This is a genomic window from uncultured Eudoraea sp., assembly GCF_947258525.1.
In the GTDB taxonomy this organism is placed as follows: Bacteria; Bacteroidota; Bacteroidia; order Flavobacteriales; family Flavobacteriaceae; genus Eudoraea.
In genome coordinates this window covers 1-25,529 of sequence record NZ_CAMYIP010000009.1, presented here as the reverse complement: position 1 = coordinate 25,529, position 25,529 = coordinate 1, and the positions used below count along the sequence as shown (strand labels likewise).

19 protein-coding genes are annotated in these 25,529 nt (G+C 38.3%); 16 read left to right on the top strand and 3 right to left on the bottom strand.

Annotated features, from left to right (window positions below):
- Positions 1-746: 746 nt before the first annotated feature.
- Complete coding sequence (locus Q0X89_RS00340; RefSeq protein ID WP_297690619.1) at positions 747-2,060, bottom strand: cation:proton antiporter; 1,314 nt, start codon at positions 2,058-2,060, stop codon at positions 747-749.
- A gap of 207 nt (positions 2,061-2,267) precedes the next feature.
- Here Q0X89_RS00340 and rimP point away from each other — a divergent pair, with 207 nt between their 5' ends.
- Genes rimP through infB form a run of 3 tightly spaced genes read left to right on the top strand, consistent with a single transcriptional unit; the run spans position 2,268 to position 6,704 of the window.
- Entirely contained in the window at positions 2,268-2,729 is a 462-nt protein-coding gene (gene rimP, locus Q0X89_RS00335; protein WP_297690618.1) for a ribosome assembly cofactor RimP, read from the top strand.
- 12 nt (positions 2,730-2,741) lie between these two features.
- Positions 2,742-3,974 (top strand): transcription termination factor NusA, encoded by a 1,233-nt coding sequence (gene nusA, locus Q0X89_RS00330; protein WP_297690617.1) that lies wholly within the window; start codon positions 2,742-2,744, stop codon positions 3,972-3,974.
- A gap of 42 nt (positions 3,975-4,016) precedes the next feature.
- Positions 4,017-6,704, top strand: coding sequence for a translation initiation factor IF-2 (infB, locus tag Q0X89_RS00325; RefSeq protein ID WP_297690616.1), 2,688 nt, complete (start codon positions 4,017-4,019; stop codon positions 6,702-6,704).
- Positions 6,705-6,794: 90 nt separating this feature from the next.
- On the opposite strand, the gene Q0X89_RS00320 is transcribed toward infB, so the two are convergent.
- Positions 6,795-7,172 carry an SPOR domain-containing protein gene (locus tag Q0X89_RS00320; RefSeq protein ID WP_297690615.1) on the bottom strand — a complete coding sequence of 126 codons (378 nt, stop codon included), beginning with the start codon at positions 7,170-7,172 and terminating at the stop codon, positions 6,795-6,797.
- Positions 7,173-7,407: 235 nt separating this feature from the next.
- On the opposite strand from Q0X89_RS00320, the gene Q0X89_RS00315 reads away from it, so the two are divergent.
- From Q0X89_RS00315 to Q0X89_RS00275, 9 genes are all read left to right on the top strand, one after another.
- On the top strand, positions 7,408-8,673 hold the full coding sequence (locus tag Q0X89_RS00315; RefSeq protein WP_297690614.1) for a c-type cytochrome: 1,266 nt from the start codon (positions 7,408-7,410) through the stop codon (positions 8,671-8,673).
- 33 nt (positions 8,674-8,706) lie between these two features.
- The gene (locus Q0X89_RS00310) at positions 8,707-11,814 is read left to right on the top strand and encodes a TAT-variant-translocated molybdopterin oxidoreductase (protein ID WP_297690613.1); all 3,108 of its coding nucleotides are present in this window, start codon (positions 8,707-8,709) and stop codon (positions 11,812-11,814) included.
- 35 nt (positions 11,815-11,849) lie between these two features.
- Positions 11,850-13,580, top strand: coding sequence for an NrfD/PsrC family molybdoenzyme membrane anchor subunit (gene nrfD / locus Q0X89_RS00305; RefSeq protein WP_297690612.1), 1,731 nt, complete (start codon positions 11,850-11,852; stop codon positions 13,578-13,580).
- Between the two features lie 2 nt (positions 13,581-13,582).
- On the top strand, positions 13,583-14,110 hold the full coding sequence (locus Q0X89_RS00300; RefSeq protein ID WP_297690611.1) for a DUF3341 domain-containing protein: 528 nt from the start codon (positions 13,583-13,585) through the stop codon (positions 14,108-14,110).
- 3 nt (positions 14,111-14,113) lie between these two features.
- Positions 14,114-14,674, top strand: a complete 561-nt coding sequence (locus tag Q0X89_RS00295) for a cytochrome c (protein WP_297690610.1) — start codon at positions 14,114-14,116, stop codon at positions 14,672-14,674.
- 16 nt (positions 14,675-14,690) lie between these two features.
- Positions 14,691-16,010 (top strand): quinol:cytochrome C oxidoreductase, encoded by a 1,320-nt coding sequence (locus Q0X89_RS00290; protein WP_297690609.1) that lies wholly within the window; start codon positions 14,691-14,693, stop codon positions 16,008-16,010.
- Between the two features lie 31 nt (positions 16,011-16,041).
- Entirely contained in the window at positions 16,042-17,100 is a 1,059-nt protein-coding gene (locus Q0X89_RS00285; RefSeq protein WP_297690608.1) for a cytochrome c oxidase subunit II, read from the top strand.
- A gap of 44 nt (positions 17,101-17,144) precedes the next feature.
- On the top strand, positions 17,145-18,965 hold the full coding sequence (locus Q0X89_RS00280) for a cbb3-type cytochrome c oxidase subunit I (protein ID WP_297690607.1): 1,821 nt from the start codon (positions 17,145-17,147) through the stop codon (positions 18,963-18,965).
- Between the two features lie 144 nt (positions 18,966-19,109).
- Complete coding sequence (locus Q0X89_RS00275) at positions 19,110-19,934, top strand: DUF2807 domain-containing protein (protein WP_297690606.1); 825 nt, start codon at positions 19,110-19,112, stop codon at positions 19,932-19,934.
- A 71-nt stretch (positions 19,935-20,005) separates the two neighbouring features.
- Here the strand turns inward: Q0X89_RS00275 and pckA are convergent, their stop codons facing one another.
- The gene (pckA, locus tag Q0X89_RS00270) at positions 20,006-21,610 is read right to left on the bottom strand and encodes a phosphoenolpyruvate carboxykinase (ATP) (protein ID WP_297690605.1); all 1,605 of its coding nucleotides are present in this window, start codon (positions 21,608-21,610) and stop codon (positions 20,006-20,008) included.
- 199 nt (positions 21,611-21,809) lie between these two features.
- Between pckA and ruvB the strand changes: the two genes are divergently transcribed.
- The 4 genes from ruvB to Q0X89_RS00250 form a co-directional block, all read left to right on the top strand.
- On the top strand, positions 21,810-22,832 hold the full coding sequence (ruvB, locus tag Q0X89_RS00265) for a Holliday junction branch migration DNA helicase RuvB (protein ID WP_297690604.1): 1,023 nt from the start codon (positions 21,810-21,812) through the stop codon (positions 22,830-22,832).
- Between the two features lie 146 nt (positions 22,833-22,978).
- Complete coding sequence (locus Q0X89_RS00260; RefSeq protein ID WP_297690603.1) at positions 22,979-23,299, top strand: GIY-YIG nuclease family protein; 321 nt, start codon at positions 22,979-22,981, stop codon at positions 23,297-23,299.
- A 38-nt stretch (positions 23,300-23,337) separates the two neighbouring features.
- Entirely contained in the window at positions 23,338-24,699 is a 1,362-nt protein-coding gene (locus Q0X89_RS00255; RefSeq protein ID WP_297690602.1) for a cytochrome P450, read from the top strand.
- A gap of 221 nt (positions 24,700-24,920) precedes the next feature.
- The coding region (locus Q0X89_RS00250) for a helix-turn-helix transcriptional regulator (protein WP_297690601.1) at positions 24,921-25,529 on the top strand (609 nt) is incomplete at its 3' end.

Genomic DNA, 25,529 nt, shown 5'->3' with positions numbered 1-25,529 from the left:
AAAAAAACAGGAAACCGAAGTCTCCTGTTTCCTATGAAGTGTTTTTACTTTTATTGCTTACGAACATATTCCCACATCATCTTATTTCTAAAATAATGCCTACATACATATGGGCAAATGGGGTATTAAACACTTCATTTGACTTATATCGTCTTGCAACTTTATAAATCAATATCCTGATTTTAAAAAGAAACCGAGATACCAAAATATCCCGGTTTCCAAGAAACTGTCAATTCTTCCCAATGACCTCTTACACTGATCCCTAATAGGAACTATCGCTAGATCCGTTCGCAATTCAAATGGTTTAAAGGATGCCCATGACGGCTTCTATTCTTATGGATTTTCTTATCCCTACGATAAAAAATCCATTTTAATATTTTTAAAAAGAAACCGAGATACCCAAATATCCCGGTTTCTCTAAGAAATTGTCAATTCTTTCCAATGACCGCTTACACTGATCCCTAATAGGAACTATCACTAGATCCGTTCGCAATTCAAATGGTTTAATGGATGCCATTGACGGCTTCTATACTTGTAGGTTTTCTAATTCCCCCGATTTAAAAAACCCACTTAATTATATTTTTCAAAGAACTTTTTTCAAATATTCCACTAAAATATACAGCTTCACTGAGGTATGACATGATCTAGATCAGTTTAGGTGTTTTTTTTGCTTTTTTAACATACTGTGTAACAATCCATGCTAGCTAAAAGCACATCCTAAAGCTTTTTTTATGCTGAATGAATAATTAGGAATTTTGGTCTAATTCATCGGGTAGCTGAGGGTCAGAGGGTTTATGAAGATCACTTTGTTTGATCAGTTCGTTTTCTTCTTGTAATGTATCAATTTCCTTGTCGGCCAGATCCAAAATAGTGCTCATTTTTTTCTTATCCTTAATCATAGCCCAGGTCATGATAAGACTTGTGCCAATAATTACAAAGAGCAGAATCCCCGGTTCAAATGTTGCCACCTGTGCCTCTAAAGGAATTGCATAAAAAAGTAGTATTGTAATGAGTCCTCTCGGAGCAATAAATAGTTGAGGTAGAATATCGCTGCCAATAAATGTTCTTAGGATGACAAATCTAATGGCATAGATAGACAATATAATGAGAACACTAACCAGAGCCACCTGGATGCTGAATAAAGAGGCAATGGCAATGGTCAATCCAAAAATAACAAAGAAAAAAGTACGCACAACAAATGCTGTTTCCAGGGTTACTATATGAAGTTCATGATAAATGCGGTGGGCTTTTTCATATTCCAAAAAGTGGGATAATTTCCCACCAAAAAACAGTTTCATATTGGCGATTACTAAACCGAATATTAAAATGATAAGCAAGGACGACAGATGAAGCTGTTTGCCTATTGCATATAATAAGAGCAATACAGCAATGAGCAGGAATAGTTTAGCCTGACTTTTTATCTGCTGAAAGATAAAAATGATCGCATAACTTGCAATAAGTGAAATGATTATTGTAAGAAGAATATTAAGGGCGAAACCTCCGGCACCTGAATCTTCTGCCGGATTTAACCCACTCACCAGGAAATAGAACATCATGATTCCCATAATGTCCGAAAATGTACTTTCATAGATATGAAATTCCTTTTTCTTTTCTGAAAGCTCACTAACACTTGGAATAATAATAGCACTGGATAGGATGGATAAAGGTGTGGCGTACAGCCATGCCGCATCCATAGACATATCCGGGACAAATTGATGCAGGATTAAAGCTGCTACCCATGCAGAACCTATGAGGCCTGTAAGGGCTATGGCCATAGATTTTAGTATAGGAATGAGTTTTTCTTTTTTTAATTTAAGTTCAAGAGCAGCTTCTAAAACAATCATGATCAGTCCAATAATACCCAGAACCTCCAATGCAGGAAAGAAGTCCACTTCTTCGGATGTAAAAGTCTTTAAGACAAATTGTAAAATGAATCCTAGTAAAATGAGTAATAAAACAGACGGAATGTTTGTTCTTTTTGATATTCCATTAAATAGAAAAGAAAGAATAAGTATTACTGATGCTTCAATAATGAGGTTGTAGGAGTTAAAGATGTCCATTTATAGTTTGTTAATGCAATTAGATTAATTCCAGTTATAATAAAGTTACTATTAAAAATTAAACGTTGATGGGATTACTATTAGTATCTATATAAATGGAATAAGCATCTCTTTTAAAGTCAAAAAAAGTTGTATATTTGCGCCACTGAAAGAATATAATTGTATTCATGAGGGGACAAGTTGTCCCCTCTTTTGTTACTTATGGTTATGTTAAAGACACAAGTTGAAGAGCTTTTGGCAAAAGCATTGAAGGAGAATAAAAAATTGTTTTTAGTTAATTTTTCAATTACTCCTGACAACACTATTAAGATTATTCTCGACGGAGATGAAGGAGTAAACCTGAAGGACTGTATAGCCGTAAGCAGAGCTATTGAACACAATTTAGATAGGGAGGAACATGATTTTTCCCTGGAAGTTACTTCAGCGGGGGCAGCAGAACCAATTGTGATGGCCCGCCAGTATCCAAAAAATATTGGCAGGAAATTAGTCGTAAAAACAGCGACCGATAGTTATGAAGGTGACCTCACCGAAGCTACAGAAAAAAGCATAACACTGGAGTGGAAAGAACGAGAACCTAAACCGGTAGGCAAAGGAAAAGTAACGGTTCAGAAAAGAAAAAAAATAGCCATATCTGATATTGATGAGGCAAAAGTTAAATTAAAATTTTAATCACAGGGCAAAATGGAAAATATTGCATTGATCGAATCTTTCTCGGAATTTAAGGATGACAAATTCATTGATCGGGTAACGCTAATGGCGATATTAGAGGACGTTTTTAGGAATGCTTTAAAGAAGAAATTCGGATCCGATGATAATTTTGATATCATTATTAACCCGGATAAAGGAGATTTAGAAATTTGGAGAAATAGGGTTGTTGTAGAAGACGGAGAAGTAGAAGAACCCAATGAGGAAATATCCCTTTCTGAAGCACGTAAAATTGAACCCGATTTTGAAGTTGGAGAAGATGTTTCTGAGGAAGTGAAGCTTATAGACCTTGGAAGAAGGGCAATTTTGGCTTTGCGCCAAAACCTGATATCCAAAATTCATGAACATGACAATACTACCATTTACAAACAATTTAAAGACCTTGAAGGCGAAATTTACACGGCTGAAGTGCATCACATAAGACATAAGGCAATTATTTTATTAGATGATGAAGGCAATGAAATAATCCTTCCAAAGGATAAACAAATACCTTCTGACTTTTTTAGAAAAGGTGACAATGTGAGGGGTATTATCGAAAGTGTTGAGCTCAAGGGAAATAAGCCAATGATCATCATGTCAAGAACTTCACCAATCTTCCTGGAGCAATTGTTCTTCCAGGAAATTCCCGAAGTGTTTGATGGGTTAATTACCATAAAAAAAGCAGTTAGAATTCCAGGTGAAAAGGCAAAAGTGGCAGTAGATTCCTATGATGACAGGATAGACCCTGTGGGAGCTTGCGTGGGGATGAAAGGAAGCCGGATTCATGGAATAGTTCGCGAGCTTGGAAATGAAAATATAGATGTTATTAACTGGACAAATAATCCTCAGTTAATGGTAACCCGTGCACTTAGCCCTGCGCGTGTTTCTACTGTGACATTAAATGATGAAAAAAAGACGGCCCAGGTTTACCTGAGGCCCGAGGAAGTTTCAAAGGCCATTGGCCGTGGCGGTCATAATATAAGGCTAGCAGGCCAACTTACAGGTTATGAGATAGATGTATTCCGTGAAGGGGTTGAGGAAGATGTAGAACTTACAGAATTCTCTGATGAAATTGAGGGCTGGATTATTGAAGAACTGAAAAAGATAGGCCTTGATACGGCCAGAAGTGTTCTGGAGCAGGATGTAGACGATTTAGTAAAACGCACTGATCTGGAAGAGGAAACTATTTCAGACGTTGTGAGAATCCTTAAAGAAGAATTTGAAGATTAAGCTATATATTAGCAACGTAAAAGTAGAGAGTAAACAGTATTTATGGCAGACAATGCAACAATAAGGCTTAATAAAGTCCTGAGAGAACTTAATATTTCTTTGGATAGAGCAGTGGAATTCCTTGCGTCTAAAGGACACAAGGTAGACGCTAGACCTACCACAAAGATTTCTGAAGACATACATCAGGTTCTTTTAGACGAATTCCAGACGGATATGAGCAAGAGGGTTGCATCCCAGGAAGTCGGCGAAGAAAAGCGTAAGGAAAAAGAAGCTATAAGACTGCAGTTAGAGCAGGAGCAGGAAGAAAAAAGACTGCAAAGAGAAAAAAGAGCTGCCTCAAGAGAGGTAGTGAAAGCCAAGGTTGAACTTTCAGGGCCAAAGAAAATAGGTAAAATTGACCTTGAACCTGCTAAAAAAGTTAAAGCGGAAACTAAGAAAGTTGAAGAAAAACAGGCTCCTAAAGAAGAGGTAGTTAGTCAAACAAAAGAAGAAGTTTCACAAGAAGTTACTGAGGAAATTAAGCCTGAAAAAGTTCCTGAGGCAAAAAAGGTTGATGAAAAAGTTCCGGAGGAGGAAAAATCTGAGGAAACCGGTTCTATAACTACACAATATAAAAAGCTTTCAGGGCCAAAAATAATGGGAGATAAAATAGATCTCTCCAAGTTTGATAAGCCCAAGAAAAAGAAAGAACCTGCAAAGGCACCTACCGAAGCTGATAAGCGTAAAAGAAGAAAACGTATAGTAAGTAACGGTTCGCCTGGTGCTGGCAGAACTAAAACTACTGCCAAAAAAGGACAACGTTTTGCATCTGCACCCAAGGTAGAGCCAACAGAAGAAGAAGTGCAAAAACAGGTTCGTGAGACCCTGGAAAAACTTCAGGGCAAATCCAAGAAAGGAAAAGGAGCAAAGTATAGAAGGGATAAAAGAGACCAGCACAGACAGCAGACTGAGAAAGATCTGGAACAACAAGAGCTGGAAAGCAAAATTCTTAAGGTTACTGAGTTTGTAACTGTAGGTGAAGTTGCGACTATGATGGAAGTTTCTTCTACCGAAATAATTTCTGCCTGTATGTCACTTGGAATCATGGTAACAATGAATCAACGACTGGATGCCGAAACACTTTCTATTGTTGCCGAAGAATTTGGTTATGAAGTTGAATTTATTACCGCAGATCTTGAAGAATCTATTGAAGAAGAAGTAGATGTTCCGGAGGATTTAAAGCCAAGGGCCCCTATTGTTACGGTAATGGGTCATGTAGATCATGGTAAAACATCATTATTAGATTACATCCGGGAAGAAAATGTAATTGCCGGAGAGAGTGGCGGTATAACGCAACATATAGGTGCGTACGGTGTTGCATTATCAGGGGGGCAGAAGATTACCTTTTTAGATACACCGGGTCATGAAGCATTTACTGCGATGAGAGCACGGGGAGCACAGGTAACCGATATTGCCATAATTGTAGTTGCTGCGGATGACGATATCATGCCTCAGACCAAAGAGGCTATCAGTCACGCCCAGGCAGCAGGCGTTCCTATCGTTTTTGCGATTAATAAAATTGACAGACCAACAGCAAATCCTGAAAAGATTAAAGAAGGTTTGGCCGCCATGAATTTGCTTGTAGAAGATTGGGGTGGCAAAATACAATCCCATGATATTTCGGCAAAAACCGGTGAAGGGGTAAAAGATCTTTTGGAAAAAGTGCTTTTAGAGGCAGAACTTTTAGAATTAAAAGCTAATCCGGATAAGTTAGCTTCCGGTACCGTAGTTGAAGCATTTCTGGATAAAGGTAGAGGATATGTCTCTACTATTTTGGTGCAGGCCGGTACTTTGGAAATAGGGGATTACGTTTTGGCGGGCACTTGTAGTGGCAAGATTAAGGCAATGCAGGATGAACGTGGCAAGACGGTTAAAAAGGCCGGTCCTTCTACACCGATTTCAATTTTAGGACTAGACGGGGCACCTCAGGCCGGGGATAAATTCAATGTGTTTGAAGATGAAAAAGAAGCTAAACAAATAGCATCCAAAAGGAGTCAGCTTCAACGGGAACAATCAGTAAGAACGCAAAGACATATTACCCTTGACGAAATTGGCAGGCGAATTGCTTTGGGCGAATTCAAGGAGTTGAATATTATTTTAAAGGGAGATGTGGATGGATCAGTAGAGGCATTAACCGATTCCTTCCAGAAATTGTCAACAGATGAAATACAAGTCAATATTATTCATAAAGGAGTAGGTGCAATAACTGAATCTGACGTATTATTAGCTTCGGCATCTGATGCTATTGTTATTGGTTTTAATGTGAGACCAATGGGCAATGCAAGGGATATTGCAGACAAAGAGGAGATTGATATCAGGATGTATTCAATTATTTATGACGCCATTAATGATCTTAAGGACGCCATGGAAGGAATGCTGTCTCCGGAGATGAAAGAGGAAATTACAGGTACAGCCGAAATCAGAGAAACTTTTAAAATATCGAAAGTAGGTACCATTGCGGGTTGCATGGTAACCACAGGCAAAATATTCAGAAACTCCAGTATTCGACTCATAAGGGATGGTGTGGTAATATTTACGGGAGAACTATCTTCTTTAAAAAGGTTTAAGGATGATGTAAAAGAAGTGGCCAAAGGTTATGATTGCGGACTTCAGATAAAAAACTACAATGATATAAAAGAAAGTGATATTGTAGAAGCCTTCCAGGAAGTGGCTGTAAAGAAAAAGCTTTAATCCGAATTTGAATTGTTCTGCGAATAAAGACCAAAGACAAGTCTTATTCCTGGAATAGATATATTGAATTATAGTAAAACATAAAACGACCTATTTGGTCGTTTTTGTTTTTTCTGGTTTTAATAAAAGTGATTCAGGATATTTTATCCGAACCTCTTTAAATTTGCGTTCCGCTTCCAATTTAGATCTAAATTGACCAATCTGAACCCTGTAAGTTGGGGAATCAAAAATAATTTTCGCTTTTAAGTCAGGAAAATCAATATCTACCTGTTGTTTAAGTTCCTCTGCTTTCGAATACGAGCCGAATCCAACCTGAATTGTATAAAAATTGGATTTCGAATTACTTATTTTATAAACTTCGAGAAGACGGGTAATACTCGCATCCTGTTCAATGCTGATTTCTCCACTCTGTGCTGTTCCGCAAGTAACGAAGCCAAGTAGTATTACTGATAGAATTGCTGTTTTCATGATATAAAATTTATTGGCATCAAACTTAAAATGCAAAAGTAATTTATTGAAGGTTAAACAAAAGTTTTCTGACTTATTTAGAATCAGTATAAATTATAAATTATAAAACCCTTAACATTTCTCAAATAAAGTCAAAGTCTTATTTTTGTCGTCAATTTGAGCGGCGATAAATTACCTTATTACCCTATTCTAATAGTAATTATCGTGCCAGAATTAAGATAGAAATATTTTAAATATGAAAAAGGTTTTGTACCGCCATCAGATTTCTAAACTTTTTGCTTTTACTATAGTAGTTTACCTACTCCTTTCAAATTCTCTTTTTGCCCAGCAGGAAGACGCTGAACCCGGTGTTGAAGCTGATACTGAAGTTGCTGCCGAAACTGCAGATGCAGCTGCTGGTGATGTCGCAAAAGGTAAACAGTTATTTAATCAGAATTGTGCTGCTTGTCATGCGTTAAATAGAAAAATGACCGGGCCTGCCCTGGCTAATGTTGAGACCAGACTGGCTGAAGAGGAAGGTTTAGATAAGGAATGGTTATATACCTGGATTAAGAATAGTGCGGGGATGATTAGTTCCGGGGATGCCTATGCTAATAAAATTTATGAGGAGTACAATCAGGCTGCAATGACTGCATTTCCCACACTATCAAATGCAGATATTGATGATATATTGGCTTACACAGCTGCTCCACCACCTGCGCCGGTAGCTGCAACAACTACAGCTGCTGCAAGCGAGGGAACGGGTGATTCTTCAGGGATTACCAATGAAATTATTTTGGGAGCCCTTGTCCTGGTTTTTGCCTTACTCGTAATGATGTTGTTTTTAGTAAACAGTACCTTACAACGAATAGCTGAAGCTAATGGCGTAGTGCTTGAAAAGGAAAAAGCGGTTAAGCGAACTCCAATATGGAAGGCATTTGCACAAAACCAATTCCTGGTTCTCGTATCTTGTATTTTCCTGTTATTGGCGAGTGCGTATTTTGCTTATGGATGGATGATGCAAGTGGGTATAGATCAGGGTTATGCCCCAATTCAACCAATTCATTATTCCCATAAAATACATGCCGGAGATAATAAAATTGAATGTAAATATTGCCATTCTTCTGCCAGAGTATCTAAACATTCTGGAATACCCTCATTAAATGTTTGTATGAATTGTCATAAATCAATTTATGAGTATAAAGGAAACCCTGAGGGTCCAAGTCCCGAAGATTTGGCTAATGGGTATACCAAGGCTTACTTTAATCATTCTCAGCACGTTTCCGTTGCAGGTATTGAATGTCAAACCTGTCATGGTCCGGTTGAGGAAATGGAGATCATGTATCAATATTCATCATTGACTATGGGGTGGTGTATTAATTGCCATAGAGAAACAAATGTTAAGGTAGAGGATAATGCCTACTATGCGAAAATACATGATGAATTATCCAAAAAATATGGCGTTGAAAACCTTACCGCTGCTCAAATGGGCGGATTGGAATGTGGCAAGTGCCATTATTAGAAAAAATTAAGCATCTAATTACAGATATATAGTATGGCATCAAAAAAGTATTGGAAAAGCGAAGCGGAGTTAAATCCCAACGATTCCATCATGGAGACGCTAAGACAAAACGAATTTCCTGAAGAAATACCAGTTGATGATTTTTTAGGGGATAAGGACAATTTGTCTGCCAGTACAACCAATAGGCGCGACTTTCTAAAATATGTAGGTTTTAGCACTGCTGCAGCCTCAATAGCGGCTTGTGAGGGCCCTGTGAGAAAGTCTATACCCTATGTTGTTAAGCCGGAACAAATTATTCCCGGTGTGGCAAATTATTATGCAACCACGATAGCGGATGGCTATGATTTTGCCAGTATTTTGATCAAAACACGAGAAGGCAGACCCATTAAAGTCGAAAATAATAAGGAAGCAAAAACAAATGGTAATGGCAATGCAAGAGTGCAGGCATCTGTTCTTTCGTTATATGACAGCACAAGACTGCAAGGCCCTTTGGCAAATGGAGAACCTGTTGAGTGGTCCTCGTTAGATGCGTCAGTAAAAAATAAGTTAGAAGGATTAAAAGATTCTGGGAAGCAAATAGTATTGCTTACACAGACATATGCCAGTCCATCTACTTCAAAATTGATAAATGAGTTTAAAGAAGTCTACGGGAATGTAAATCACGTTACCTATGACGCCATAAGTGAAGATGCCGCTCTGGATGCATACGAAGCTAAATATGGAGAAAGAGCTCTGCCGTCATACGATTTTGAACAAGCGGAAATCATTGTTTCTTTTGGCGCAGATTTTCTGGCCGATTGGCAGGGTGGTGGCTTGGATAGTGGATATTCCAAAGGGCGAATCCCAAAAGAGGGTAAAATGTCCAGGCATATTCAGTTTGAATCCATTATGTCTCTTACCGGAGCAAATGCTGATAAACGTATTCCATTAAAACCTTCGGAACAAAAAAAGGCACTTGCGAGCTTATTTGGTAAACTAAACAATAGCTCTGTTAGCGTTGATCTCAGTGATGCGGTTAGTAAAGCTGTAGACGATGCTGCAGCAGAAATTAAGAAAGCGGGAAACAAGGCAGTTGTTGTAACCGGGTTGGATGATTTAAATGCACAGTCAGTCACGTTGGCTATAAATGAGATGCTGGCCAGTACTTCTTTTGACCCGACCAAACCTAGGTATATAAGACAAGGAAACACTCAGGCTGTTAATAAGCTTATTCAGGACATGAATTCCGGTACAGTTGGGGCGTTAATTATAGATGGTGTTAATCCTATGTACACGCTCCCGAACGCTTCTGAGTTTGCTGAAGGTGTGGCTAAAGTAGATTTATCAGTCACTTTTTCAACGAATTGGAATGAGACAACAGAAATTACAGAATTTACCGCTGCTTCTAATCACTTTTTAGAATCATGGGGGGATGCGGAATTTGTAAAAGGACATTACAGCCTTATGCAACCTGCTATAAAAGAACTTTTTGATACCAGGCAATTTCAGCAGTCACTTTTACTGTGGATGGGCAGTGATTTGAGTTATTACAATTACATAAAAGAGGCCTGGAGTTTTGGTGTTTGGAGTGAAGCATCCTGGAATAAGGCACTTCATGACGGTATTTTTGTGTTGGAATCAAACGAGGAAGGAGAAACAGCTGCTGAAGTTCAGGCAATGGATCAACAGGCAGGAGCTGGTGCAGCAGTTGCGCCAATTTCTTCTGCAATTAGTGCACTGGCTAATTCATCAGCTGAGGGAATGGAACTTGTTCTCTATCCAAAAATAGGAATGGGCGACGGTCAGCAGGCCAATAATCCTTGGTTACAAGAATTCCCGGACCCTATAACAAGAGTCGCATGGGATAATTATGTTACTATATCCAGAGCAGATGCCTCTGCAATGGGACTGATAAATGAAAATGTAGCAAATGGAGGTCTTAACGGAAGTTACGCAAAACTTACAGTAAACGGGGTCTCTTTGGAGAATGTGCCTGTAATTATTCAACCGGGCCAGGCAGCTGGTACTGTAGGATTATCATTTGGATATGGCCGGCAGGTAGGTATGAAAGCTGAAATGCAGACCGGTGTTAATGCATATGCTCTTTACCAGGGGTTCAATAGTATTCAGAATGTAAGTCTCGAAAAGGCAACAGGAATGCATGAGTTTGCATGTATGCAGCTTCACAACACCCTCATGGGCAGAGGAGATATCATAAAGGAGACTACTTTAGAGATATTTAATACAAAAGATCATTCGGAATGGAATCATGTACCTCAGGTATCATTGAACCATCAGGAAGTTCCAGCCACTACGGTTGATCTTTGGGATAGTTTTGACAGGTCTATTGGACATCACTTTAACATGTCTATAGATCTTAATGCCTGCACCGGATGTGGTGCTTGCGTAATAGCTTGCCACGCGGAAAATAATGTGCCCGTTGTTGGTAAAGAAGAGGTTCGGAAATCCAGAGACATGCACTGGTTGCGTATAGACAGATATTATTCTTCTGAAGATACTTTTGACGGGGACAATACTAAAAAAGATGAAATGTCCGGCGTCTCTCAGACAAAGTCAGGTTTTGAGGAAATGGAGCAAGCTGCAGTAAATCCTCAGGTTGCTTTTCAGCCTGTAATGTGTCAGCATTGTAACCATGCACCTTGTGAGACCGTTTGTCCGGTAGCAGCAACTACACATAGTCGTCAGGGCCAGAATCATATGGCATATAACAGATGCGTTGGAACCAGATATTGTGCCAACAACTGTCCGTATAAAGTAAGAAGGTTTAATTGGTTCCTGACAAATAATAATGATGAATTTGATTATCATTTCAACAATGATCTGGGCAAGATGGTGATTAACCCTGATGTTACAGTACGATCCAGAGGAGTTATTGAGAAATGTTCTCTCTGTATCCAGATGACCCAAAAAACGATTCTTGATGCTAAACGTGAGGGTAGGGAAATAGAAGATGGTGAGTTTCAGACAGCTTGTTCTAATGCGTGTAGTAATGGAGCTATAGTATTTGGCGATTCAAATGACGAAGAAAGCCAGGTTACAGAATTAAAGAAAAATGACAGGATGTATCACTTACTGGAAAGCGTTGGAACAAAACCAAATGTGTTTTATCAGGTTAAAGTGAGAAACACTAATGAAGCATAATCAATTAAGGAAGAATACAACTATAATAAAACTATATGGCGTCGCATTACGAAGCACAAATACGTAAACCCTTAGTTCTTGGGGACAAAGGCTACCACGATGTATCGGTAGATATTGCAGCTCCGGTTGAAGGACGGGCTAACAGGCAATGGTGGATTGTTTTTTCCATTGCATTGGCAGCACTCCTTTGGGGGGTAGGTGCAATAATTTATACGATTTCTACCGGTATTGGAACCTGGGGACTTAATAAAACAGTAAACTGGGCCTGGGATATTACAAATTTCGTGTGGTGGGTAGGTATCGGACACGCCGGAACCTTAATTTCTGCGGTACTTTTATTATTTCGACAAAAATGGAGAATGGCAATTAACCGATCTGCGGAGGCCATGACGATATTTTCTGTAATCCAGGCGGGCTTATTCCCTATAATACACATGGGTAGACCGTGGTTGGCTTATTGGGTTGTCCCAATACCTAATCAGTTTGGTTCATTATGGGTTAATTTTAATTCGCCCCTGTTATGGGATGTTTTTGCGATATCAACGTATTTATCAGTTTCATTGGTTTTCTGGTGGACAGGCTTACTACCGGATTTCGGTATGATTCGCGACAGGGCTGTAAAACCTTTCCAAAAGAAAATTTACGGTCTGGTTAGTTTCGGATGGACTGGTCGTGCAAAAGACTGGCAGCGCTTTGAAGAAGTTTCCCTTGTTCTTGCAGGTTTGGCAACACCACTTGTACTTTCTGTACATACTATTGTATCTTTTGACTTCGCAACTTCTGTTATTCCTGGTTGGCACACCACCATTTTCCCGCCTTACTTTGTTGCGGGAGCAATTTTCTCAGGATTTGCCATGGTCCAAACACTCTTGATAATAATGAGAAAGGTAAGTCACCTTGAGGATTATATAACCGTTCAGCATATCGAACTGATGAACATAGTTATCATGATAACAGGTTCAATTGTTGGTTGTGCGTATATCACAGAACTTTTTATTGCCTGGTATTCCGGGGTTGAATATGAACAGTATGCTTTTCTTAACAGGGCGACAGGACCATATTGGTGGGCCTATCTTTTAATGATGAGCTGTAACGTTGTTTCACCACAGATAATGTGGTTCAAGAAAATTAGAACAAGTATAGTAATTTCATTTATTATATCAATTGTAGTAAATGTAGGTATGTGGTTTGAAAGATTTGTGATAATAGTTACATCATTGCATAGAGATTACCTGCCTTCATCCTGGACTATGTTCTCGCCAACTTTTGTTGATATTGGTATTTTCATAGGTACTGTTGGATTCTTCTTTGTGCTCTTTTTATTATATTCAAGAACCTTCCCGGTAATTGCACAAGCTGAGGTAAAATCAATATTAAAATCATCAGGCGCCCGTTATAAAGCTCTTAGAGATGCCGGTAAACCATTATATACCTTAAGTAAAAATGGAATTGTAAGGGAAACAATCATTAGCGATGACGAGCAAGCTTCGGTTTCCTCGGAACCTGATGAAAAAAGTTTGCTTGGTGCACTGGGTAGTTTTGATTCAACAACTCAGGAACCCGATGATCTGAAAAAAGTAAAAGGGATCGGTCCTTTAATGGAAAAGACCCTTAATAAATTGGGCATTTTCAGTTTTTTACAAGTGAGTAAAATGACACAGAAAGAATATGATTTGCTTGATTCTCTTACCGGTGCTTTCCCTGGCAGAGCTCAGAGAGATGATTGGGCAGGACAAGCAAGAATGTTTTTAAACAACGATAAATAATTATGGCAGCTACTGTTATCCACGCATATTATGATGATGATGATGTATTGATGCACGCCGTTAAAAAGGTAAAAGCTGAAAAACATCACATCGAGGAGGTCTATTGTCCTTTCCCTGTGCATGGTTTGGACAAGGCAATGGGCTTAGCTCCAACCAGAATTGCAATTACGTCCTTTATGTATGGATGTTTGGGATTAATTGTTTCTATTGTTATGATGAAATACATAATGATTGATGACTGGCCGATGGATATTGGTGGAAAGCCCAGCTTTAGCTATATCGAAAATATGCCTGCTTTTGTGCCTATCATGTTTGAATTAACGGTTTTTTTCGCGGCACATTTAATGGTAATTACGTTTTATTTGCGAAGTAGGTTATGGCCATTTAAAAAGGCTGAAAACCCTGATGTGAGAACAACAGACGCTCATTTTATTATGGAAGTTGAAGTGCATAATAATGAGTCTGAATTAAAAGACTTGTTGTTAGATACCGGGGCAGTAGAGTTGAACATTATTAAAAACGGTCATTAGAAAATGAAGGGTTTTATAAGAATAGTAATGATTCTGGCAGTAATTGGATTGCTTTCTGCATGTGCAGATAGTAATAGTCCAAATTATCAATATATGCCAAATATGTATGAGCCGGTGGGTTATGAAACCTATCAGCAGGTTGATTTTCTTCCCAGTGGAACCGAAGCCATGACGCCTCCGGAAAATACCATTCACAGAGGCTGGCTGCCCTATGAGTATGCCAATGATCTTGAAGGCAAGGAAATGGCCAGAATGCAACAAAGTCCATTAGATTCTTTGCAAATGGAAGCAAACCTTGCGAAGGGCAAAGAACTTTATGTCATATACTGCGGCATATGCCATGGGAACCAGGGCAAAGGGCAGGGAACCCTTGTAAAAAGGGAAAAAATACTTGGCGTACCCAGCTATGCAGATGCCGCCAGGAACATTACCGTTGGAAGCACCTATCATACTATTTATTACGGGTTGAATTCCATGGGATCTTATGCCGGTCAACTTGATTATGAAGAACGTTGGCAAGTATCCGAGTACGTAATGCAATTGAAACAAGACTTAACAAAATAATACATAGACCTTTAATATGTACACGTTTTCAAACAGATTAAAAATAGCTTCCTTTATTCTCATGGCCGTTGGGGTATTGGGAATTGGAATAGGCTTTGTATCGGCACCGGCAACGGTAGATGAAGCCAAAGCTATGGTAGCCGCCCATGATGACGGTCATGGAGATTCACACGGAGAGGAAGCATCTCAGGCAATGGCTTCAGACCATGGTGAGGCTGCTGGTCATGGTGTAGATCATGATGAGCACTTATTGCACCAACTGCAAAACAGACCTTGGTCTGCCTTATATGTGGCAGCTTTCTTTTTCTTTATGATTGCTTTAGGGGTTCTCGCATTTTATGGAATTCAAAGGGCTTCACAAGCCGGATGGTCACCTATGTTATTCAGGGTAATGGAAGGAATTACGGCATATCTTGTACCCGGAGGGATAATAGTATTTGTTATTCTGGTACTTTCAGTAATGCATTTTAATCATTTATTTACATGGATGGATGCCGATGTAGTTGCTCATGATAAGTTACTCCAAAATAAAGCAGGATATCTGAATCCAACTTTCTTCCTGATTAGAGCCGCATTCTTCCTTGGAGGATGGATAGGTTATCGTGAAATATCCCGAAGACTTTCTATTGCGCAGGACAAAGCGGATGATAATTCCAATTTCAAAAAGAACTTCAGATGGTCAGCTGCTTTTCTTGTTTTTTATCTTATTACAGAATCCATAATGTCCTGGGATTGGATTATGAGTGTAGATCCGCATTGGTTCAGTACGTTGTTTGGATGGTATCTTTTTGCGAGTATGATTGTTTCCGGCATTACAGTTATTGCCATGGTTACCATTTACCTTAAATCAAAGGGATATTTACCGGATGTCAATGACAGCCATATTCATGACTTGGCTAAGTTTATGTTTGGCTTTAGTATATTCTGGACTTATCTTTGGTTTGGGCAGTTTATGTTAATATGGTACGCAAATATTCCTGAAGAAGTTACATATTTCGTTACAAGGATTGAAGATTACAATCTGCCATTTTTTGGCATGGTGGCAATGAATTTTGTTTTTCCTTTATTGTTGTTAATGAATAGCGATTATAAAAGAGTGAATTGGTTTGTGATTATGACAGGTATCGTTTTACTTGCAGGCCATTATTTAGATATATTTAATATGATAATGCCGGCAACAGTTGGTGACCAGTGGTATATTGGGATCCCGGAATTAGGTGCGATACTCTTTTTTGCAGGAGCTTTTATTTTCTGGGTGTTCCGAGCGCTTACCAATGCTCCCTTACAACCTAGCCGTAATCCTTTTATAGAAGAAAGCAGACATTTTCATTATTAGTAAATATTAAAGTATAATTTCAATACATACAATGACTACATTATTGATCTTAATTGTTTTAGTACTAGTGGCAATTGCTATTTGGCAAATGACCAAAATCTTTGAATTGTCCAAGCTAAAAACAGAAGATTCACAAGTTGCGACCGATAAGGATAATAAGTATAATGGTTACTTGTTGTTTGCTTTTTTGATATTTATTTATGGGATAACCATATTTAGTTTTTATAAATACACTAAAGTCTTATTGCCCGAATCAGCATCGGCTCATGGAAATGATTATGATTACTTGCTGCTTGTTTCATTCATCATCATCTTTTTTGTACAAACCATTACTCAGGCTTTATTACATTATTTTGGGTACAAATATCGCGGTGAGAAAGGGAAAAAAGCCTTATTTTTTGCAGATAATGACAGGTTGGAATTCATTTGGACGATAATACCCGTGATTGTCTTGGCAGGATTAATCTTGTGGGGATTATATACCTGGACCAATATAATGGATATTAATGACGAGGATGACCCACTGATTGTAGAACTTTATGCTCAACAGTTTAACTGGACTGCAAGATATGGTGGAACGGACAATGTATTAGGAAGCGCCAATGTTAGAATGATAGATATTGATAAGGCAAATGTTTTAGGATTGGATGAATCGGACCCTAATGCTTCAGATGATGTTATCGTAAAAGAATTACATCTGCCAGTTGGAAGGAAGGTGAATTTTAAAATGCGATCGCAGGATGTATTGCACTCAGCTTATATGCCTCATTTTAGGGCTCAGATGAATTGTGTACCCGGAATGACAACGGAGTTTTCTTTTACGCCTACCATAACTACTGCTGAGATGAGAATGAATCCGGATATAGTAGACAAGGTAAAAAGGACAAATAAAATCAGAGCGGAACGCGCTGCTAATGGAGAGGACAACTCTGATCCATGGGAATTTGATTATGTACTTTTGTGTAATAAAATTTGTGGCAAATCGCACTACAATATGCAGATGAAGATCATTGTAGAAAGTGAAGAAGATTATAATGCCTGGATAGAAAGTCAGCAGACTTTTAGTCAAACCATGGCATCAATAGAATAAATAGAGCTATATAAAAAGAAGATTAATATAAAAAAAATTGAATTATGTCTGTTACTGCACATGCCCACGTTGATGAACACGCAGATGATCATGTTCATCATCATAAAGAGACATTTGTAACTAAGTATATTTTCAGTCAGGATCATAAGATGATTTCAAAGCAGTATCTGATTACTGGTTTGATTATGGGTATTATTGGTATTGCCATGTCTCTTTTATTCAGATTGCAATTAGCCTGGCCCGGTGAATCGTTTCCTATTTTTGAAGTATTTCTAGGAGGTTGGGCACCCGATGGTGTTTTGGACGCGGATATGTACCTTGCATTGGTTACCATACACGGTACCATAATGGTATTCTTTGTCCTTACAGCCGGTTTAAGTGGTACTTTTAGTAACCTTCTTATCCCGCTTCAAATTGGGGCAAGGGATATGGCTTCAGGTTTTTTGAATATGCTATCATATTGGATGTTTTTTGTATCCAGTGTAATTATGGTTATTTCACTTTTTGTGGAGGCAGGACCTGCAGCTGCAGGATGGACCATTTACCCGCCGCTTAGTGCACTCCCAATGGCACAACCCGGATCCGGGATGGGAATGACATTATGGTTGGTATCCATGGCAATCTTTATTGCTTCTTCCTTATTAGGATCGTTGAACTACATTGTCACAGTAATAAATCTTAGGACTAAGGGGATGTCTATGACAAGACTTCCATTAACGATATGGGCGTTTTTCGTAACTGCAATTATTGGGGTAATTTCCTTCCCTGTATTACTATCCGCAGCTTTACTTTTAATAATGGACAGAAGTTTCGGAACCTCTTTCTTTTTATCGGATATTTTTATTCAGGGTGAAGTTTTACATTATCAGGGAGGCTCCCCAGTATTATTTGAACACTTGTTTTGGTTTTTAGGACACCCTGAGGTATACATTGTACTCTTACCAGCTCTGGGCATTACTTCTGAAGTTATGTCTACCAATGCACGTAAACCAATTTTTGGTTATAGAGCAATGGTAGCATCTATTTTAGCGATTGCATTTTTGTCTACAATAGTATGGGGCCACCATATGTTTATTTCGGGAATGAATCCATTCCTCGGATCTGTATTTACCTTTACTACGCTCTTAATAGCAATTCCATCTGCGGTAAAGGCATTTAATTATATAACCACATTATGGAAGGGAAATTTACAGCTTAACCCTGCAATGCTTTTCTCAATAGGATTGGTATCAACATTCATAACCGGAGGTTTGACAGGGATAATTCTAGGGGATAGTACTTTAGATATAAATGTTCACGATACGTATTTTGTTGTGGCTCACTTTCACCTGGTAATGGGTATTTCTGCATTATATGGATTATTTGCAGGGGTCTACCATTGGTTCCCCAAAATGTTTAAGCGCATGATGAATAAGAATCTGGGCTATGTACATTTTTGGATTACTGCGATCTGTGCTTACGGGGTCTTCTTCCCTATGCACTTTGTGGGCATGGCAGGCGTCCCAAGACGTTATTATCAAAACACGGCCTTCCCTATGTTTGATGAATTGACAGATGTGAATGTTCTTATTACTGTTTTTGCACTGATAGCAGGGCTGGCTCAATTAGTATTCTTATATAATTTCATCATCAGTATTTTTTATGGAAAACCCACAGAACAAAACCCATGGAAATCTAATACCCTGGAGTGGACTGCTCCAATAGAGCACTTCCATGGAAACTGGGAAGGTGAGATTCCGCATGTACACAGATGGGCATATGATTATAGTAAAATTGATGAAAATGGGGAATATATAATTCCGGGTCAGGATTTTGTCCCGCAAAACATTCCACTTCAACAAGATGAGGAAGAACTGAATCATTAAAGAAAAAACTTTTATTAGAAAATTTTAAGGCCCATCCATTAGGATGGGCTTTTTGTTGGTATTGGTGCAGGATTTATTATAAGGTTTTTATAAAATAATAAACCCAACTTATTTTTAGCGGGAATAATTGTTAAATTCGTTATCGTGAAAAACTTAATTATATTTTTTATAGCGTTCACTACTTTGGCGGTTAGCGCCCAAAGAAAACCTAAAATAAAAGGCAATAAATCTATTGTAAATGTAAATGAGGACCTGCCTTTCTTTAATGCAATAGAAGTCAAGGATGATCTTGAAATTTCTTTAATTGAGTCCACCATACCCGGATATTCAATTACAGCAGATGATAATTTGATAGATATTTTAAGATTTGATGTCGTAGACAGCACCCTGATTATACGATCGTTTTACAAGATTACAACCAAGAAACAACTAGATATAACGGTAAACTACAATGATCTGAAGAGCATAGTTATGCAGCAAGGTAAAGTAGTTACAAAAAACATGATTAATGCCGATGAACTTAAAATCAGCACATTTGGTGCTTCTAAACTTGAATTAAACGCTAAAGCTTCAATTGTTCATTTAAATATGGAAGGTACAAGTTCGGGGAATCTGAATATTCAGTCAGATTCAATAGATCTGATCCTAAAAGATAAAATAAATCTTAATATTTATACGACAACCGTTAAAGGCAATATTGAAATGCATAATAGCACTTCGGTGGTTGCTGAAGGAACTTCGGACACTATGAATATAAAATTATCAGGAAGCAGTGATCTTAAGGCCCAGAAATTGGAAACAGGAGTTATCAGTTCAGTTTTAGAAGAGACAGCTAAGGCAAGGGTATTCGCCTATAAAAGTATAGAACTCTCATCTAGTGGTTCGGCCAAGACATATTTATGGGGAAATCCCAAGATAATTTTGAATGAATTTCTGAATACTTCAGAGCTATATAAGAGAGAGGAATAAAAGTCAGAATATGACTAATAAAAAAACCCCCATCGCTTTACGCGATGGGGGTTTTTGAAAACTCAACTAAGTTAGGACTGCAGAGAAAAGTCTGCTTTAGGACCTGCCTCCACAATTTCAGTATTTACATCAGCTTCAAACTTTTTAAAGTTTTCATTAAAAAGCGCTACAAGCTTATTCTTAACTTCCTGATATTCCTCTTTATTATCCCATGTATTCTTGGGTATGAGAACTTCTGAAGGTACACCCGGACAACTTAGTGGAATTTGAAAGCCAAATTCCTGGTCTGTAGTGAATTCTACATTGTCAAAATCATGATTGTGAATTGCATCAATCATTGCTCGAGTATATTTCAGGCTCATCCTGGATCCCACACCATGAGCTCCACCAGTCCATCCGGTATTTACCAACCAGGCGGCGGCCTTGTGCTCCTTGATTTTTTCTGCAAGTAACTCTGCATATTTATTTGGATGCCACATCATAAAGGCTGCTCCAAAACAAGCACTGAATGTTGCCTGTGGTTCTGTTACACCCATTTCAGTGCCGGCTACCTTTGCGGTATATCCTGAAATAAAGTGATAACTAGCTTGTTCAGGAGTAAGTTTACTTACTGGAGGTAATACACCAAAAGCATCACAGGTAAGGAAGATTATATTTTCCGGATGACCTGCTATACAAGGTATTTGTACATTATCTATGTACTCAATTGGATAAGAGGCTCTTGTATTTTGTGTTATAGAAGTATCTGTGTAATCTACTTCCCTTGTGAATTTATCATATACCACATTTTCCAGAACTGTACCAAATTTAATGGCATTATATATATCCGGTTCTTTCTCTGGTGAAAGATTTATCGCCTTAGCATAGCATCCTCCTTCAATATTAAATGTACCCTTGTCAGTCCAACAGTGCTCGTCGTCTCCAATTAATCTGCGTTTAGGATCAGCACTTAAAGTGGTTTTTCCTGTTCCTGACAAACCAAACAAAATAGTTACGTCATCCTTTTCGCCCACATTTGCAGAACAGTGCATTGGTAATACATTTTCTAATGGCATTAAATAATTCATAACGGAGAAGATACCTTTTTTCATCTCACCCGCATATTGTGTTCCAAGAATTACAATTTCTTTGCGTTCCAAATTAAGATCTACACTCGTTTTGGAAGTCATTTCAGAAGTATACCTGTTAGCCGGGAACCCCCCTGCATTAAGAACGACATAATCTGGTTCGCCAAAATTTTCAAGCTCTTCTGCTGTTGGCATGATTAACATATTCTGCATAAACAGGGCATGATACGCTCTCGTGCATATAATTCTAACTTTAAGCCTGTATTTTGGATCCCATCCGGCAAAAGCATCTACTACGAATAAGTGATCACAAATATTCAAGAAATCTAATGCACGTTCATGGTTTACCATAAAGGTATGTTCATCCAATCCGATATTGATATCACCCCAGTCAATATTATTTTCAGAATCGGGGTGTCTTACAATTCTTTTATCCTTAGGACTCCGGCCCGTTTTTTCTGCAGAATAGGTCATTAGAGCACCTACATTGGAAATGGCCGTTCCTTTTTCTAATCGCAACCCTAATTCATAAAGCACCGGTACACTGCTATTCCTATATACCTGCTCCGTTTCTATCCCGTATTTTTGAAGATTAAAAGATGTTTTCATTGATTTTTTGTTTTTGAAGATTGTACTTTCCTAACTATTGATAATTTAGTAATTATTCATAAATTCTATGCAAAGAATGCAATAAATCTTTGTAAAAAAGATGACAAATATCATGTGCATTCAAGGATTTGTCTTAATATAAAGAAGTAAGTACATTTTGTGATATTTACCGCTTTTCTTTTTTACTATCTTTGAAAACATGAACGATAATCTTGATCCTACCGGCTCCTCTTTTTCACAAGAGGAATTGGATATGGAACGTGCTCTACGACCTATTACCTTTGATGATTTTACAGGACAGGAACAAGTATTGGAGAACCTGAAGGTTTTCGTACAGGCCGCAAACCAGCGCAATGAAGCCCTGGATCATACATTATTTCATGGTCCACCGGGATTAGGTAAAACTACTTTGGCACATATTCTTGCGAATGAATTGGGTGTTGGAATAAAAATTACTTCCGGTCCGGTTTTGGATAAACCGGGAGATCTTGCAGGACTATTAACCAATCTGGATGAAAGAGATGTTTTATTCATAGATGAAATTCATAGACTAAGTCCCATAGTAGAAGAGTATTTGTACTCTGCTATGGAGGATTATAAAATAGATATCATGATTGAAACCGGCCCAAACGCCAGGTCGGTACAAATAAATTTGAACCCTTTTACATTAATCGGGGCAACAACTCGCTCAGGCTTATTAACAGCCCCTATGCGAGCCAGATTTGGCATAACAAGCAGGCTTGAGTACTACAGAACTGAATTATTATCAACTATAGTAATGCGTAGTGCAGATATTCTAAGAGTACCAATTACAGATGATGCAGCAATCGAAATTGCGGGAAGAAGCAGGGGAACCCCAAGAATAAGCAATGCCTTGCTAAGAAGGGTAAGAGATTTTGCTCAAATAAAAGGTGATGGGAATATTGATATGAATATATCCAAATACGGATTAAAAGCCCTGAATGTAGATACTCATGGATTGGACGAAATGGATAATAAAATTTTAACAACTATTATCGATAAGTTTAAAGGAGGCCCGGTAGGCATAACTACCTTGGCGACAGCAGTTTCGGAAAGTGCAGAAACAATTGAAGAAGTCTACGAACCTTTCTTAATTCAGCAGGGATTTATAATGCGTACACCCAGGGGTAGAGAAGTAACCGAGTTAGCCTACACCCACTTGGGCAGAATTAAAGGAGGTTCCCAACCCGGTTTGTTTTAGTTTTTTTGTATGTCAGGCTGAGCGCAGTCGAAGCCTTAAATAATAATAGATTCCAATATGTCAGGCTGAGCGCAGTCGAAGCCTTAAATAATAATAGATTCCAATATGTCAGGCTGAGCGCAGTCGAAGCCCATCCAAAACAGAAAATGTATAGTTACTACGTTTATATATTAAAATGTTCAGATCAATCCTATTACACTGGGATTACTAATGACCTTGATAAAAGAATTGAACAACATCAATCGGGAATTAAAAAAGATAGCTATACCTACAAAAGAAGACCTCTTGAGCTTGAATTTTATCAGGAATTTAATGATGTATTGCAAGCTATTTATTTTGAAAAGAAAATAAAGGGGTGGACAAGAAGAAAAAAAGAAGCTTTGATTCATGGTGATGATCAATTACTTCAAATTCTTTCCGAGTGTAGGAATGCAACACATTATAAATACCATGATTATCAAAATTAATGGCTTCGACTGCGCTCAGCCTGACAAATAGCTTATAAATGAAAGACCTCCCCACAATTTCTCAATTCCAGGTTTTTAAGAACAGAAAGACGATACTAAAAAACCCTTTGCCTTTCCACAGGGCTAATTTTGAAAAATATGGAGATATTTTCAGGGTAAGGGTTGGTTTTCGGAAGGCTGTAATTTTCACACGCGATGCCACTATTATTAAGCATATACTTCAAAAACAACATAAAAAGTACGAGAAGTCAGAACTCCAAACCGTAGATCTTGCAAAATATATCGGGCATGGAATCCTGACTTCTAATGGAGAACATTGGCGCAAACACCGGCGTATGGTGCAACCCGCATTTCACAAAAAGAAGCTCAGGGGTTTATTGGGTATCATGAAGCAGGCAGTTGACTCAGAATTAAAAAGAATAGAACCCGGTGTAACCCAGGATGTATTTCCGCTTATGGGCGATTTGGCATTCCAGGTCGTAGCACAAGCCCTTTTTAGTCGCTACGATATTCAACAAAGCATGGAAGAGCTTCAGGACTATACGGAGCGTAACCAGAAGATGTTAATCAGGGAAATGAGGCAACCATACCTAAAATGGTGGTTTATACTAAGCGGTAAAATTAAAAAACACCTGGACCTGGCCGAACAGGGTAAAATTAAAAAACACCTGGACCTGGCCGAACAGGGAAGGAATATTCTAAATAGTATTATCGAAGAACGAATAACTTCCGGGGAACAGAAGGATGATTTATTGGATATGCTTTTAAATGCGACCTATGAAGATGGCAAACATATGCCCAGGCGACAGTTAATAGATGAAGTCCTGATCTTATTTACGGCAGGCCATGAGACTACTGCCAATGCCCTTAGTTTTGCGCTTCACTTGTTGGCTAAACATCCAGATATCCAGAATAAGGTTTTAAAGGAAGTTGAAAACACAGACCTGGATTCTGATGATATTATGCAGTGCCTGTCTGAATTAACCTATACAAAACAATGTATAGAAGAAGCTTTAAGGCTTTATCCCCCTGCTTATGTCATTGATAGAACAGCCATATCAGATGATATTGTTAAGGGACAAAGTTTTACCAAAGGTTCTTTGGTTTTAATGTCTATTTACGAATTGCACAGGTCATCAGCATTCTGGGATGCACCGGAAGAATTTAATCCGGACCGCTTCGATATATCCTTAAAAAGAGACTATTCCAATTATTACTATCCTTTTGGCGCAGGGCCCAGAATGTGCGTAGGGAACAACTTTGCTATGTATGAGATGATCATTACTATAGCGCAAATTATTAAGAAATTTCAAATAAGTACTGATCTCAAAGCCGTAGAGGTTAATCCTTTAATATCTTTAAAACCGATGTCTGTGCCTGTCTGTTTTGAACTACGGTAATTATTATAATTTTCTTGATTACATCAAATTATGCGTACTACTATAAAAAAGTAATATATCATGGCCGTAAATTTGTGGGGTTCTATAGTCTTACCTTTAGCAATGTAATACCTTACAAAATTCTGATTACTTGTTGAAATTTGCTATCTTATATGAATTATCGTACTAAAAGTTAAAATGACAAAAAGAAACTTAGTGCCCTCGCTTTATAGAACATCAAGATGAATAAAGAACTTTCAATGGATCAGGCATTTATTAATAAATTGACTGTCCTGTTGGAAGAAAATCTTGGGAATGAACATTTTGGTGTACAACAATTAGCCGATAAAGTGGGTCTAAGCCGCTCACAGCTGCACCGAAAACTTAAAGCAATTATTGGCAAATCTGCCAGTAGCTTTATTCGTCAGTTCAGACTCATGAAAGCCAGGGAAATGTTGGTGGATAATGTAGCCACAGTTTCGGAGATAGCTTATAGGGTTGGTTTTAATAGCCCTACTTACTTCAATACATGTTTTCGCATCTACTACGGCTACTCACCTGGTAAGGCCAAGTATAGGAACAAAGATGCTGATCCGGAAACTTCAACTAAGGAAATAGGAATGGCGGGTAGTAAGCCTCCTGTGACAAATACATATGACAAAGTTGGGGATAAACCCTTCAAAAAAAGGTTTGTTTTAGTTCCTGTGTTAGTTTCTGTACTTCTATTTTTAGTTGTTTATATCCTTTATTTACGGTTTGATAGTGCCGATAGAACCCAGACTATTACAATCTCAAGTACAGATAAATCTATAGCTGTACTTCCCTTTAAGAATTATAGTGGAGACCCAGAA

Excerpts from the sequence above, each read along its gene's own strand:
- Q0X89_RS00340 (WP_297690619.1), bottom strand. The coding sequence starts at position 2,060 with ATGGACATCTTTAACTCCTACAACCTCATTATTGAAGCATCAGTAATA.
- rimP (WP_297690618.1), top strand. The coding sequence starts at position 2,268 with ATGTTAAAGACACAAGTTGAAGAGCTTTTGGCAAAAGCATTGAAGGAG.
- nusA (WP_297690617.1), top strand. The coding sequence starts at position 2,742 with ATGGAAAATATTGCATTGATCGAATCTTTCTCGGAATTTAAGGATGAC.
- infB (WP_297690616.1), top strand. The coding sequence starts at position 4,017 with ATGGCAGACAATGCAACAATAAGGCTTAATAAAGTCCTGAGAGAACTT.
- Q0X89_RS00320 (WP_297690615.1), bottom strand. The coding sequence starts at position 7,172 with ATGAAAACAGCAATTCTATCAGTAATACTACTTGGCTTCGTTACTTGC.
- Q0X89_RS00315 (WP_297690614.1), top strand. The coding sequence starts at position 7,408 with ATGAAAAAGGTTTTGTACCGCCATCAGATTTCTAAACTTTTTGCTTTT.
- Q0X89_RS00310 (WP_297690613.1), top strand. The coding sequence starts at position 8,707 with ATGGCATCAAAAAAGTATTGGAAAAGCGAAGCGGAGTTAAATCCCAAC.
- nrfD (WP_297690612.1), top strand. The coding sequence starts at position 11,850 with ATGGCGTCGCATTACGAAGCACAAATACGTAAACCCTTAGTTCTTGGG.
- Q0X89_RS00300 (WP_297690611.1), top strand. The coding sequence starts at position 13,583 with ATGGCAGCTACTGTTATCCACGCATATTATGATGATGATGATGTATTG.
- Q0X89_RS00295 (WP_297690610.1), top strand. The coding sequence starts at position 14,114 with ATGAAGGGTTTTATAAGAATAGTAATGATTCTGGCAGTAATTGGATTG.
- Q0X89_RS00290 (WP_297690609.1), top strand. The coding sequence starts at position 14,691 with ATGTACACGTTTTCAAACAGATTAAAAATAGCTTCCTTTATTCTCATG.
- Q0X89_RS00285 (WP_297690608.1), top strand. The coding sequence starts at position 16,042 with ATGACTACATTATTGATCTTAATTGTTTTAGTACTAGTGGCAATTGCT.
- Q0X89_RS00280 (WP_297690607.1), top strand. The coding sequence starts at position 17,145 with ATGTCTGTTACTGCACATGCCCACGTTGATGAACACGCAGATGATCAT.
- pckA (WP_297690605.1), bottom strand. The coding sequence starts at position 21,610 with ATGAAAACATCTTTTAATCTTCAAAAATACGGGATAGAAACGGAGCAG.
- ruvB (WP_297690604.1), top strand. The coding sequence starts at position 21,810 with ATGAACGATAATCTTGATCCTACCGGCTCCTCTTTTTCACAAGAGGAA.
- Q0X89_RS00260 (WP_297690603.1), top strand. The coding sequence starts at position 22,979 with ATGTATAGTTACTACGTTTATATATTAAAATGTTCAGATCAATCCTAT.
- Q0X89_RS00255 (WP_297690602.1), top strand. The coding sequence starts at position 23,338 with ATGAAAGACCTCCCCACAATTTCTCAATTCCAGGTTTTTAAGAACAGA.